Origin of the sequence: Gordonibacter sp. RACS_AR68, from assembly GCF_030418485.1 — a bacterium.
Taxonomy (GTDB): Bacteria; Actinomycetota; Coriobacteriia; order Coriobacteriales; family Eggerthellaceae; genus Gordonibacter; species Gordonibacter urolithinfaciens.
This window is the reverse complement of sequence record NZ_JAIPUP010000002.1, coordinates 22,869-34,962: the sequence shown is the minus strand read 5'-3', so window position 1 is coordinate 34,962 and position 12,094 is coordinate 22,869. Positions and strand designations below refer to the sequence as shown.

Annotated in this window: 12 protein-coding genes and 1 riboswitch; of the genes, 9 read left to right on the top strand and 3 right to left on the bottom strand. The window is 66.6% G+C overall.

The annotated features are described in order from the left end of the window. Positions 1-113: 113 nt before the first annotated feature. Positions 114-947 (bottom strand): nitroreductase family protein, encoded by an 834-nt coding sequence (locus tag K9U15_RS04880; RefSeq protein WP_301155691.1) that lies wholly within the window; start codon positions 945-947, stop codon positions 114-116. Continuing rightward, on the bottom strand, positions 944-1,330 hold the full coding sequence (locus tag K9U15_RS04875; protein ID WP_114568429.1) for a helix-turn-helix transcriptional regulator: 387 nt from the start codon (positions 1,328-1,330) through the stop codon (positions 944-946). The genes K9U15_RS04880 and K9U15_RS04875 overlap by 4 nt, the downstream gene beginning before the upstream one ends. A gap of 305 nt (positions 1,331-1,635) precedes the next feature. Here K9U15_RS04875 and K9U15_RS04870 point away from each other — a divergent pair, with 305 nt between their 5' ends. Continuing rightward, positions 1,636-1,926 carry a hypothetical protein gene (locus K9U15_RS04870; protein WP_154270687.1) on the top strand — a complete coding sequence of 97 codons (291 nt, stop codon included), beginning with the start codon at positions 1,636-1,638 and terminating at the stop codon, positions 1,924-1,926. Then, positions 1,927-2,003, top strand: a riboswitch (Fluoride riboswitch). 86 nt (positions 2,004-2,089) lie between these two features. Continuing rightward, complete coding sequence (crcB, locus tag K9U15_RS04865; protein ID WP_114568427.1) at positions 2,090-2,491, top strand: fluoride efflux transporter CrcB; 402 nt, start codon at positions 2,090-2,092, stop codon at positions 2,489-2,491. Between the two features lie 42 nt (positions 2,492-2,533). Here the strand turns inward: crcB and K9U15_RS04860 are convergent, their stop codons facing one another. After that, positions 2,534-4,033: a response regulator transcription factor gene (locus tag K9U15_RS04860; protein ID WP_123649924.1), complete on the bottom strand. Its 1,500-nt coding sequence runs from the start codon at positions 4,031-4,033 to the stop codon at positions 2,534-2,536. A gap of 356 nt (positions 4,034-4,389) precedes the next feature. On the opposite strand from K9U15_RS04860, the gene K9U15_RS04855 reads away from it, so the two are divergent. From K9U15_RS04855 to K9U15_RS04825, 7 genes are all read left to right on the top strand, one after another. Then, positions 4,390-5,637, top strand: coding sequence for an MFS transporter (locus tag K9U15_RS04855; protein ID WP_227115381.1), 1,248 nt, complete (start codon positions 4,390-4,392; stop codon positions 5,635-5,637). A gap of 226 nt (positions 5,638-5,863) precedes the next feature. Then, positions 5,864-6,100: a hypothetical protein gene (locus tag K9U15_RS04850; RefSeq protein WP_154270690.1), complete on the top strand. Its 237-nt coding sequence runs from the start codon at positions 5,864-5,866 to the stop codon at positions 6,098-6,100. A gap of 30 nt (positions 6,101-6,130) precedes the next feature. Beyond that, positions 6,131-8,443, top strand: coding sequence for a molybdopterin-dependent oxidoreductase (locus K9U15_RS04845; RefSeq protein WP_301155690.1), 2,313 nt, complete (start codon positions 6,131-6,133; stop codon positions 8,441-8,443). A 33-nt stretch (positions 8,444-8,476) separates the two neighbouring features. Continuing rightward, complete coding sequence (locus K9U15_RS04840) at positions 8,477-8,809, top strand: 4Fe-4S binding protein (RefSeq protein ID WP_154270691.1); 333 nt, start codon at positions 8,477-8,479, stop codon at positions 8,807-8,809. A 70-nt stretch (positions 8,810-8,879) separates the two neighbouring features. Next, the gene (locus K9U15_RS04835) at positions 8,880-10,385 is read left to right on the top strand and encodes an MFS transporter (protein ID WP_123674440.1); all 1,506 of its coding nucleotides are present in this window, start codon (positions 8,880-8,882) and stop codon (positions 10,383-10,385) included. A gap of 134 nt (positions 10,386-10,519) precedes the next feature. Further along, the gene (locus K9U15_RS04830) at positions 10,520-10,756 is read left to right on the top strand and encodes a hypothetical protein (protein WP_123674439.1); all 237 of its coding nucleotides are present in this window, start codon (positions 10,520-10,522) and stop codon (positions 10,754-10,756) included. A 33-nt stretch (positions 10,757-10,789) separates the two neighbouring features. Then, positions 10,790-12,088, top strand: coding sequence for a trigger factor (locus K9U15_RS04825; RefSeq protein ID WP_123674438.1), 1,299 nt, complete (start codon positions 10,790-10,792; stop codon positions 12,086-12,088). Positions 12,089-12,094: the final 6 nt, after the last annotated feature.

Sequence of the window (12,094 nt, the reverse complement as noted above, 5' to 3'; positions counted from 1 at the left end):
GGGGATAATGTCTCATTCCGCGATGCGGCAAGGCTTCGGCAGACGTATTGGAATGAGACATTATCCCCCCCCCTGTCTCGCCCGTCCCCTGTCACGCCCCTGTCACGCCCCTGTCACGCCCAGGCGAAGCTCTCCGTGCCGGCGCCCACCTCGAAGTGGTATTTTGCGATGCCCAGGTCCACGGCGGTGTAGGCGCCGGAGAGGGTTTGGGCGCGCACCGTCTTGCCGTCGGGCAGCAGCTCGAAGCGAAACTTCTGCTGGTTCAGGGCCGTGGGGGCGAGCAGCGCCGCCCGCACGCCGCGTTCGAACCACTCCGGCGGCTTCCCGGCCGCACGGCTCACGTCCTCGGGTGCCTTCGACTTGCGCGGTCTGCCCTGCGTGGCGCCGTAGCCGAGCGCCAGCGCGCAGATCAGCCTCTCTTCCGGCCCGGCGAGGCGGCGGACCTGCCGCTTGCTGAACGAGAGGGCTGCCCAGCACGTGTTCAGCCCGAGCGCCTGGGCTGCGAGCACGAGGCGCTCGCCGTAGTAGCCCGCGCGCTCGTCCAGGTCGTCGGCCGTCTTCCCGATGATCGCCACGTAATTGCGCACGTTGGCAAACTTCCCGTAGCGCGCCAGCATGCTGGAGAACGCCCGCGGCTCGTCGAGCACGACCTGCATGCGCAGGCCGCCCTCGCGGTTGCAGGCGTCCAGCTCGTCGCACAGTGCGGCGAGCACCGGGCCCTCGATACGTTGGCCGGTGAAGCTGCGCACCGAGTGGCGGCGCTCCATCGCCTCCTCGACGGTGCAGAGGGGGAGGGCGCCGCCTGAGGGGGTCGTGCGATCCTCGCACGCCGCGGCGTCCTCATACGCTCTCCCGGGCATGTCCTCGTCTTCGCGGGCGCCGCCGGGTCCTCCTTCGACCTTCTCCATAATGCCGCGCTCCTTCTGCTCGTGCGGGTTCGTTGTCATCGCTGCACCTTGCCTTCGCTGTCTTGCAGATAGCCTTCGAGGTTGGCCTGCTGTACCAGCTCGTAGACGCGGTCGACGAGCTGCTTGAGTTGCGCCCACTGCGCGTCGTCGGCGGCAATGTGGTAGAAGTTCATGGTGCCCGCGCGCCGAAGGGCGATGATGTTCGCGTCGCGCAGGATCTTCAGGTGGTGCGACACGGCGGGGCGGGAGAGGTGCGTGCGCACCGTGATCTCGCCCACGCGCAAGCCGCACTCCTCGGCCTCCAACAGCGCCATGATGATCTGCTGGCGCGTCTCGTCGCCCAGAGCCCCGATGATGCCCCGGCACTTCTTGAACCCCTCTGCGAGGTCCTGCCTGCTCTGCGCCCATTCGCGTTCGTCCATCGATGCTCCTTCGCCCATCGCGTCTTATACGGTTCGATTGTTCGAACCATTAAACCATGAAGAGGCGGCTCGCAAGGCGGGGGAAGGCTGGCGTTTTCCCTTGGGAAAGAAATTCGAGACGGAGGCCGTGGCCCTCCGGTTCCGCCCTGGCGCTTACCGCCGAGCGCCCCGTGACCGCTGGTGCGCCGCCGACCCCGTACCGCCGGCGCTTGCACCGGCCGTCGCGCATGACGAGCGGGCATTCGTTTCGCTACGGGTCGATGCGGGCGATTGCGCCGGGGTGCCGGGCATGGTTGCATGGGCGCATGGGATTTCGCAAGACATACGTGGACGTGGTGGCGAACATCGACGTGGACGGGCGCGTGACGCCGCTGTCCATCCGGTGGCGCGACGGCCGGACGTTCGAGATCGACCGGGTGCACGAGGCCATCCGGCGCGCGTCCACCCGGGTGGGCGGCACGGGGATACGCTACCTGGTGACGGTTCACGGCCGCGACAAGTACCTGTTCTTCGAGGACCCGCGCTGGTTCGTGGAAGAGGTCGTGCCCGAGGACGAGGGGAGCGCGTCGCTTGCGGGCGGGGCCCGCAAGCGGTAGAATGCCTGCGGGAATGAGGTTCTCCCTAAGCCGCTCGAAGGCTTGAACCGCGTAAAGCTGATGACTTCTGCAAACGGACTCCCCATGGGGGAGCGCCCGCGCGCGGGTCGTCGGCTTTTTTCATGCCGCGCGGCCGGCGGGGGGGTGTCGGAAAGGACGGGATATGGCAGCGGTGCTCTGGGTGGGCGCCGGCGGGTTTCTGGGCGCCGTCGGGCGCTACCTGCTGGGGCTCGTGCCCTTCGAGGGGGACTTCCCCCTTATGACGTTCCTCGTGAACTTCGCCGGTGCGGTGGCCATCGGCGCGATAACCGAGGTGGCGGGTGCCACGTCGGCCCTGTCGGCCGAGGCGGCGCTCTTCTTGAAGACGGGCGTGTGCGGCGGCTTCACCACGTTCTCCACGTTCTCGCTGGAGACGCTCGCGCTGTTCGAGGGCGGCAAGTACGCCACGGCCGCGCTCTACGCCGGCGGCAGCCTTGTTGCCTGCGTGCTGGGCGTAGCGGCGGGCAAGCTTGCCGTGCGCGGCGCGCTGTCGCTCGTGCAGCTCATCGGCGCACAGGGCGCCTGACGGAGCGGAAGGCGCGTTGGACGCGCGGCCGGCCGGCGCGCTTCATGCCGTATCGCCGGCCTCCTGGGCCTCCACGATGTCGATGAGCTCCTGCTGCGAGTGAATGCCCATCTTCTGGTAGATGTGGTAGGTGTGCGTCTTGACGGTGCGCTCGGCCACGTAGAGCTGGTCGGCGATATGGCGCGCGTTGCGCCCCTTCACCAGGTAGAACAGTATCTCTCCCTCGCGTGGGGTAAGGTTGAAGGTGCGGGTCGCCTCGGCGCATTTGTGCTTGTAATGCTGCTCCACCACCGCCTCGGGGTCGGTCTCGGGCTCGGACATCGGGGCGGGAGGCGCCTCGACGGGCTCGGGCTCCTCGGCCACGATGGCGTACTGGTCGGGCCTGACGGTGGCGACCACGATGTAGGCGCATACCAGCATGATGAGGACCATGGCCGCCACGGTGAGCCAGCCCTTGCCGAAGTCCGTGGCCACGAACGCGCCGGCGAACCAGCCGAGTGCCTGGCCGAGGACGATGAAGAAGCGTCCTCTCGCGAAGCAGTAGCACGGTGAGATGGACAGCAGCGTGCCGCGCAGCGACAGCACCGAGGCGTTCGTGTAGTCCAGCAGGTACAGGATGACGAAGAGCGGCGGCGCGGCGACGGTGTTCCAAGGCGCCTGCAGGAACCCGGAGAGGATGAGCCCGCACACGAGGAAGGGCAAGAGCACGAGCTGCACCCTTCCCATGGCAAGGAGCCGGGGCGCCTTCCGGCTCAGGAGCAGGAAAATAAGCGCGACGCAGACGAACGCCGCGCCCATGGTGATGGGCGGCAGGACGCCCTTGCTGATTCGCGCGACGACGAGCCCTGCTATCACGCCGCACATTATGCCGTCGACCAGCATGATGTAGGAGCCGTTCGGGCTGTACCGGCTCGTCTCCGCCAGCCAGCGCTCGTCGCGCTCGCTCGTGAGCTCGGTCGTGCTCGGCGGTGAGGCTGCGAGAAGCGCGAACGAGCTCGCGCACAGCAGCAGGAACGCCGTGATGGCGGCAGGGCCGGGCATGGCCAAGACGCCGGCCACGATGCATCCTGCCAGTCCGAACGACCATAGGTTGGCTGCGCGGATGCGCTCCTCGCCAAGCGAGCTGCGCACGTCCGCCCAGACGCACGAGAAGTAGGCGCCCGAGGCGCCGAACACGGCCCAGAGCGCGAACTGGAGTACCAGGGGAAGTGCGAACGCGAGCACCGTCTCGAGCAGGACGATGCCGGGCAACAGCAGCTGCAGGGCCAGGAAGCCGGTTCGCACCCGGTTGGAGGAGACGAGCTCGTTGCGACCCTTGCAGCGCGTGATGACGAAGTAGAAGCCTGCCATGGCGGCGAACATCGTGCCGTGGGTGAGGCCGTGCATGACGGGCGTGTTGGTTGCGACCGTGGCCAGCAGCGGGCTGAAGGCGGCAAGCAGCACGGACGCGGTGAAGAGCGTGAACCCCGCGATCCCCGCCAGCTCCCGCTCGCTGTAGCGGTTCGCCTTTCGATTTGCATGCCCCTTGGTGGTTTCGGCCATGGTCGCGTATCCCCCCTGATTCCACGTACCCATGCGAAAGCCGGCGCGCGGCTCGGCTTGGGAGGGCCCGCCCTCCGATGCGCTGCTCCGCAGGTTTCGGATATATCGTATTCTATCGCGTGCGGTATGCTATCGAGAGTACGTTTTCTCGTTTCGATGCCGCCGGAGCCGATTTAATCCTCTGAGTAGCAAGACAAAAACCGTCCCCGTGGCAATCATGGCCAAGCGACGGGCGGATGCCCTGCGGCGCGCGAGGGGCGCGGTCGCAGGCGCGGCCTCCGTCGGTCCGGCGGCAGGGCCCGTGCCGCGTTGTGCTCGGCGACGCAAGCGGCCCTCGGCGTAAAGGGGAAGGCGCCATGAGAGAGACGTTTCGCAGGTTCTTCGCCTATTTCAGGATCGAGCACGCGCTCGTGCTCGTGCCCGTGTTCGGGTTCGCGGTGTACGACAGCGTGTTCTCGGCGTTCTCGTCGATTCTCGGCGTGCTGGGCGACGCGTATCCGGACGTGCCGCGCACGATGGTGCAGATGGTGCTCTCGGTGCCGCCCCTGGTGAGCATCCCCGGAACGCTGTTCTCGGGGTTCCTGTCCTCGTACGTGCGCAAGAAGCGCATCGCGGAGTTCGCGCTGGCGGTGCTGTTCGTCGGGGGCATGATCCCCGCAGTCTTGCCCGAGCCCAGCATCTACGCCCTATTCGCGTGCAGCGCCTGCGTGGGTCTCGGGCAGGGGCTCCTGCACCCCATGGCGAACGCTTTCATCTGCCAGACCTGGGACGACGACGGCGAGCGCAGTCGCGCTCTCGGGTTCAAGCAGGCGTTCAACTTCATTGGGGAGGCGCTGGTCGCCCTGCTCGTGGGGTTCTTGGCGCTTTCCCATTGGGGCAACGCGTTCCTCGTGTACCTGGGTGTGATACCCGTGTTCATCGTAGCCCATATCGCGCTTCCCGAGGGCGGCCTAGACAAGCGGCTTGTCGGCGGGAAGGGCCGTGCGGCCGGCTTGAAGGAGGTGTTCAAGCCCCGCGCCGTCTACCTGTTCGCCCTGTTCTTCTTCGCCATGATGTTCCTGTTCGGCTTCCACACCAATATCGCCATGCTGGTGCAGGAGCGCGGCCTGGGCACGACGGCCGACGTGTCGGTGGTGGCCTCGTCGGTGAGCGTCGTGTCCTTCCTTGTGGGCATCGCATATGGGAAGGTGTCGAAGACGTTCGGCCCTTCCACGCTGTGCATCGGGTTCGGGTGCCTCTCCGCGGGAATGCTCGCCGTGGCGGCGTTCGGCTACAGCTTTCCGGTGATCATGGCGGGCGGGGTGCTGTTCGGCATCGGATCAGGCATCCAGCAGATCAGCACCATCTACTACATCTCGAAGACGGTGGACAAGAGCGTGGTGACCATGGCCATCTCGGTGCTGGTCTCGTTCGTCTCGCTCGGCGCCACCTTGTCGCCGCTCGTTATCAACGGCCTGCAGGTGCTCGTGTGGGGTGCGGAATCGGCAGCGGGCTCGCTCGCCGTGGCCGGATGCGGCTTCGCGGCGCTCGTCGCGGTGGAGGCGATGTCCTCCCGACGCAAGAGAGGGGCGGGCCGGCAGGGAAAAGGTGCTGGGCGCGGCTAATACCCAGAGTATCGCACCCCGTTGGAACAGTTTCAAACCGCCAGTTCAGAGCATGATTTCCAGGTTAATACCCAGCAGCAGATGCGTCGGCGCCGCCAAGCGGGGAAACTCGTCGGCATCGAAGCCGCCGCGGGCCAAATGGGCCGAGACGCGGCGGGGTCGAAGGATGAAGGAGGGCCTCGGGGAGGTTGGCGGCCCGAGGGAGTTGCGAGGAAGGAAGGTTCATATGGCAGATCAGGAGTTGCTCGCCCGGTATGCGCCGACGATCGATTCGCCGGAGACGAAGGAGGCTTACCTGCTCGACAGCGAGCTGTACATTCGCCACGAGTTCCGCGACCCGGCCGAGCTCCAAACGCGCATGACCTACCACCGGGTGGGGGAGGACAACGTCGTGTCGAACGACAACCTTGTCATGCTGGGCGTGTGGGCGCGCGCCCAGAAGCAGGGCGAGCAGGTGAAGTGATACGAGAGCGAACGCTGGAAGGAGAATTGCATGAGAGAGTGCTTCGATCCTCAAATCTACAAGAAGGATTGGCAGTACCAGGAAGGGGACCTCACCGTCACGCGCACGTGCCAATGGTCGGCTCCCGGCTGCCACCAGGGGTGCAGCATCCTGTTCTACACCGACAAGGACGGCAAGCTGGTGAAGGTCGAAGGCGACCCCAACTCGCCGGTGACGGACGGCCGTTTGTGCATGCGCTGCCTGGCCATGGTGGAGGCCGTGTACCACCCCGACCGCATAATCTATCCCATGAAGCGCGCCCGCGAAGATCGCGGCAAGGACAAGTGGGAGCGCATCACCATGGACGAGGCGTACGAGCTGTGCGTCGAGATGGTGAAGGACATCACCGAGAAGTACGGCGCGAAGTCCATCTGCACCGGCGCGGGCACGGGCCGCAACGCCACCTGGCAGTCCAACGTGCTGGGGCAGGGCGCCTTCGGCACGCCGAACGACAACTGCGGCCTGCTCGCGGGCAACTGCTGCTACACGCCGCGCATGCAGGGCATGAACGCGGTCTTGGGTGACACGTTCATCGCCGACTGCGGACAGCTCAACGAGGCGCGCTTCGACCACCCCGACTACCGGCGCCCCGACCTGTTCATCATCTGGGGCAACAACCCGCTGCGCGCCAACGCCGACGGCTTCTACGGGCACTGGATCATCGACTGCATGCGCCGCGGCTCGGAGCTGTTCGTGGTCGACCCGCAGGTGACGTGGCTCTCGGCGCATGCCAAGCTCTACGTGCAGGTGCGCCCCGGCACCGACGCGGCGCTCGCGCTGGCCATCGGGCACGTGATGGTGGAGGAGGGGCTCTACGACAAGGAGTTCGTGGAGTGCTGGTGCTACGGCTTCGACGAGTACAAGGAGCGCGTGAGCGACTGGACGCCCGAGCGCGCCGCGGAGATCTGCTGGTGCGAGCCTGAGAAGATCTACGAGGCAGCGCGCCTCATCGGCACCGCCGGCGTGACCACGCTGCAGTGGGGCGTGGCCTTCGACCAGACGAAGTGGGCGAACGGCACGGCGCATGCGGCCGTGGCCGTGCAGGCGCTTACCGGCAACATCGACAACCCTGGCGGCTTCGTTGGCATCAACTTCGGCTACGTGCAGTCCGACATCCGCGAGAACATTGCCAAGAGCCTGCCGAACGTGCGCGAGGGCCGCTTGGGCGATGACGGCAACTGGGGCCTCATGAACGCCGTGGGCAAGGGCGGCCATGCCATCCCCGAGGCTATCCTCGACGCAGCCGAGACAGGGGTGCCGTATCCGGTGAAGATGCTGTTCATGTGCTCCACGACGGCGTTCACCAACATGGCCGGCCAGGCGCGGCGCGTGTACGACGTGTACAAGGACATGGACCATGTGGTGGTGTGCGACCTGTTCATGACTCCCACCGCCATGGCCATCGGCGACCTGTTCATCCCTATGGCCATGGGCTGCGAGCGCAACGGCGTGCGCGGCTGGTACACGCCCCTGCGCTCCATCGTGAAGGTCACGCAGACCGGCGACGCCGTGGGCGACGAGCAGATGATGCTCGAGCTCGGCAAGAAGATGAACCCCGACCTGTTCTATTGGGACGACGTGCCCGAGATGCTGGAGTTCTGCACGAACAACATGGCCACGGTTCCCATCCATATCACGTTCAGCGAGCTGCGCGAGAAGGTGATCGTGTACCCCGAGTTCGAGTACTACAAGTACAAGACGGGCAAGCTCCGCTTCGACGGCAACCCCGGGTTCAACACGCTGTCCGGGCGCGTGGAGCTGTTCTGCAACATGTACAACAACGTGGGCATGGACCCGCTTCCCTACTTCAAGGAGCCTCCCGAGAGCCCCGAGAGCACGCCCGAGCTGTTCGCCGAGTACCCGCTCGTGCTCACGACCGGGCGCCGCTGCTGGGAGTACTTCCATTCCGAGCATCGTCAGCTGCGCTCCATGCGCGAGTTCCACAAGTGGCCGATGTTTGCCATCAACCCGGCCGACGCCGAGGCGGCGGGCATCAAGGAGGGCGACTGGGCCGTCATCGAGAACGCGCACGGCAAGGCCATCGAGGTGGCCCATGTCACCGACACCATCATGAAGGGCGTGGTGAGCGCCGAGCACGGCTGGTGGTTCCCCGAGCGCGACAAGGAGGAGCCGTCGCTTTACGGGGTGTGGGAGTCCAACATCAACTGCCTCACCGTGCAGGGGGACTTCGGCCCGAGCGGCTACGGCTCGTCGTACAAGACCCAGCTCTGCCGTGTCTACCCGGCGCCGGAGGGATACGGGGCCGAGTTCGAGAGGATGTACGCGGAACACCACAACCTGTAGGCGCCGCCATACTAAGGAAAGGAGATGGGACGCATGGCACAACATGGTCTTTTGATCGATTACGAGTTCTGCACGGGCTGCCACGCCTGCGAGATGGCATGCAAAGTGGAGAAGGGCCTGGGCGAGGGCGAGTGGGGCATCAAGCTCGCCCAGATAGGGCCTTGGAAGCTGGACGGCGACGCGTGGGAATGGGACTACGTCCCGCTGCCCACCCAGCGCTGCGACCTGTGCGCGGAGCGCGTGGCGGCGGGCAAGGTCCCGGCGTGCGTGCACCACTGCCAGTCGCTGGCGATGGAGTTCGGCCCGGTGGACGAGCTTGCCAAGAAAGCGGTCAAGCCGCGCATGGCGCTGTTCACGGTTCGGTAGAGGATTATGCCCCCGCGGTGCACCGGGAGGGCGCGCCGCGGGGGCCGGCATACGGCAAAGGGGGTTTCGCATGAGCGAGAAGGTTTCACAGCTAGGGGACCGGGCGGTTTCGGCCATCCAGAACAACGTTGGGCAGGCGCTCGGCCTGATATACGGCCTCGGCATGCTCACCTGGACGGCGTTCAACCAGATGAACAGCAACTACTGGTCGTACTTCCTCACCGAGATCTGCGGTTTGGAGCCCACCGTCATGGGCACCGTGAAGGCGGTCACGGGCGTGGGCGAGTGGTTCTTCGTCATCATAGCCGCCATCATCATCGAGCGCGTGTGGCTCAAGCACGGCCAGTACCGCAGCTGGCTTCTGGTGGCGCCGCCGGCGACGTTCGTCTGCCTGCTCATGACGTTCGTCGATCCCGTGTTCCTGGACATGGGCGCCAAGACGGCTTGGATGATCTTCTTCCAGATCGTGGGCGGGTTCTTCTCCAGCTTCTTCATGATAGCCGCCACGTCCATCGTACCGGTTATCAGCCGGACCGAGGCCGACCGCACGCTGCTCTCGCAGCGCAAGGCGCAGGGCAACATGCTGGTGAAGGTGCTGTTCGCCGCCATATCGCTGCCGGCTATCCTGGCCATCAACAGCCTCGTGTACCGCGTGCCCGCCGGCGAGAACGCCCAGAACGCAGGACCGGCCGGATTCACGGTGCTGGCGCTGGTGTTCGGCATCATTATGATCGTCATGTTCGTGGTCATGTACAAGCGTATCGACGGCATGGACCCCACGCAGAAGATATGCGAGGAGCGCGCTGCGGCCAAGAAGCGCGGCGAGAAGGTGCCGCCCCTCGCCGCCGGCGAGAAGGTGGGCCTGGGCGAGATGCTCAAGTACTGGCTCACGAACCTTCCGGCCGTCATCGGCCTGTTCGCCGAGATCATCCGCTTCGTGGCGCAGATGACCATCCAGAGCATGGCCATGTACGTGTTCACCTACGCGTTCGGCGACGTGGCCATGGCGGCCGTCATGCTCACGGCGTGCAACGTCACAGGCCTCGTGGCCACGTTCGTGTCCGAGCCCGTCGCCCGCAAGGTGGGCATCCGCGCCACGTACCTGGTGGGCATCGGGGTGTCGTTCGCGTTCTCCGTCGTGTGCCTCTTCGTGGGCGCGTCGAGCATGATGGCCTTCATCGTGTGCATTTGCGGCATCTACTTCGGCATGAACTTCATGAACGGCACCATGATGGGCATGCAGTCCAACGCCATCGCCTACGGCGAGTGGCGCGACGGCAAGACCGCCAAGGCGTTCATCATGTCCACGTTCCAGTGGTGCCCGAAGATCGCCAACGCGGTGGCCGGCCTGCTCACAGGCTTCGGCTTGGCCGCCATCGGATTCGTGTCGGGCATGGAGGCGTCGCCCGAGCTCGCACAGGGCATGGTGAACATCATCTGCCTCATCCCTGCCGTGTGCTTCGGCGTAGCGTTCGCGGCCTTCTTCTTCGGCTACCGTCTGACACCGAAGAAGATGGAGCAGATCGCCGTCGACCTCGCTGCCCGCGAGGCTGAAAAGGGCGCGGACGGCAAGTAGCCGGCCGCCGATTGACTACAACCGGGCGGGCCGCAAACAGCGCGCTTGCGGCGGGGACCGAGCGTCCCAGCCGGCGACCTGCGCCGCGGCGAGTGGCTGCGGACGGCCCGTCCCCAACGGAAAAGAGGACTCACATGTGCTTCAGACCAGCTGCCATCAGCATGGACAAGACGTGTCCCGCCTGCGGCGCGACCAACGACTTCAATAACGAGAACTGCGACCAGTGCGGCGCGACGCTGCCGAGCGCCCCGCCCATCGCGGGCATGCCGGGGGCGCCCGGGGTGCCAGGTGCCCCCGGAGCGCCAGCTGCCCCGAAAGCCCCGGCGGCGCCGGGAGCCCCTGCGGCCCCGAAGGCCCCTGCGGCCGAGTAGCGCCGAAGACGCAGCCAAGGACGGGAGCGAGCCATGGACTTCAAGAAACTCGAGAGGGCGGACGATGAGGCGACCGGCGCGGTAGAGGTTGCCGTCGTGCTGGACGCCGCAGAGGTGCACCGACAGCTGGCGGAATTCTACGGCGCGGTGGGCGCGGCGTGCAAGCTGCCGTCCGATGCGCAGTGGGATGACGTGGACGCCGCCGGCGCGCGCACGATGCCGCCGGAGGACTACCGCGAGGTGCGGCGCGACTTCGTGGTCAACCGAGCGGCGGGCGAGGCGCTCGCGGCGCTCGGCATCGAGCCGGCGCTCACGCCGCGCGTCCGCGCCACGGCGTACCCGGACGCGGGCGAGGACTTCGCCTTCGAGCTGTCCGCAGTGGAGAGGCCGGCACTTTCGCTGTCGTCGGCGGACCCCGTGGAGATCGAGGCGGAGGATGTCCGGGTGACCGGCGAGCTGGTCGATGCCCGCATCGCGGAGCTCATGGAGGCGCGCGCGAAGTTCCTGCCGGCCGACCCGCACCCGGTTGTGCTCGGCGACGTCGTGAGCGTCGACGTGGCCACGTTCTTGGAAGGGCGGCCGGTGCCGCGCCTCACGGGCAAGAGCATGGTGCTCGAACTGGCGGACGGCTCCATGCCCGAATCCTTCGTCGAGCGGCTCGTGGGCATGGACGTGGGCCAGACGCGCACTTTCGACTACGAGGTGCCGCGGCCGCGAGCCCTCGGCGACGGCGACGTGGAGTGCTACACGGCCACGGTCACGGTTCTCGGCCAGCTGCACAAGGAAGTGCCGGCCCTCACCGACGCGTGGGTCGCCGAAAGCATGGAGGGCGCCTCCACGGCGGCGGAGTTCCGGGCTGCGGTGGCCCGCGGCCTCGAGGCTGAGGCTACGCTGCTCAACCGCGACGCGCATGCCCGCCTGGCGAACATCGAGCTGGAGAAGCGCCTGCAAGGGGTTATTCCCGACGCGTTCTACCAAGCCTCGCGGGACGGCCTGCGCCGCTCGCTCGAACGCGAGCTGGCCGGCAAGGGCCAGACGATCGACGACTACTACGAGCAGGAGCGCATGAACGAGGAGGAGCTCTCCGTGCAGCTGCTCATCAAGTCGGGCGAGAACCTGCGCCAGGGCTTCGCGCTGGAGGCCCTGTTCGACGCACGCGGCATGGAGCTTGCCGAGGATGACCTTCGGCTTGCGTGCGAGGAGGCGTTCGGCGCCGGGTCGTACGACCCGGAAACGCTCGAGCGCACGGGGAGGCGCCGTGTGGTGGAGGATGCCGCGAAGCGCATCGCCGCCCTCAACTGGCTCGCCGACACGGCGGTCGTGAAGGGCTGACCGGTC